The organism is Flavobacterium bomense (assembly GCF_003970355.1).
In genome coordinates, this window is sequence record NZ_RYDJ01000306.1 from 1 (window position 1) to 1,003 (window position 1,003).

The window sequence follows — 1,003 nt, forward strand, 5'->3', positions numbered from 1 at the left end:
CTTTTTGGAAAACATGTACTGCTTCTGGTGTCGTTGGCATATTAGCTCCTTCTGAAACACAAATACAACCATTGGCAACAAGCATTTTGGCTTCTTCTTGGTTTAATTCATTTTGTGTGGCACAAGGCAATGCAATATCGCATTTCACTTCCCAAGGACGTTTTCCTGCAAAGTATTTTGCATTAGGATATTTGTTTAAATAATCACTAATTCTTCCTCTTAACTCGTTTTTTATTTCCATTATGTAGGTCAATTTCGTAGCATCAATCCCATCGGCATCATAAATATACCCTGCAGAATCAGACATTGTAACTACTTTACCTCCTAATTGAGTTGCTTTTTCTACAGCATATTGCGCTACGTTTCCTGAACCAGAAACAACTACTGTTTTGCCTGAAAAACTATCACCTTTTGTCACCAACATACTATTGGCAAAATATACATTTCCGTATCCAGTTGCTTCAGGTCGGACTAAAGACCCTCCGAATGAAATTCCTTTTCCAGTTAAAACACCTGTAAATTCATTTCTGAGTCTTTTGTATTGACCAAACATATATCCTACTTCTCTACCACCAACACCAATATCTCCAGCAGGAACATCCGTATTAGAACCAATATGTTTAGACAATTCGGTCATAAAAGCTTGACAAAAACGCATTACCTCATTATCTGATTTCCCTTTTGGATCAAAATCTGCTCCACCTTTTCCACCACCCATAGGCAATGTAGTTAAACTGTTTTTAAAAGTTTGCTCGAAAGCAAGAAATTTCAAAATGCTTAGGTTTACCGAAGGGTGAAAACGAATTCCTCCTTTATAGGGTCCAATGGCTGAATTCATCTGAATTCGATAGCCTCTATTTACTTGTGTCTTACCTATATCATCAATCCAAACCACTCTAAAAATAATGATTCGATCTGATTCGACCATTCTTTCCAAGAGCATTTTGTTTTGGTATTTTTTATTTTCTTCAATAAATGGAATAACAGTTTCAGCAACTTCCAT

1 protein-coding gene is annotated in these 1,003 nt (G+C 36.2%); it reads right to left on the bottom strand.

What is annotated here, in order from left to right; genetic code table 11:
- On the bottom strand, nt 1-1,003 hold a 1,003-nt coding region (gdhA, locus tag EKL98_RS17500), incomplete at both ends, for an NADP-specific glutamate dehydrogenase (RefSeq protein ID WP_126563284.1).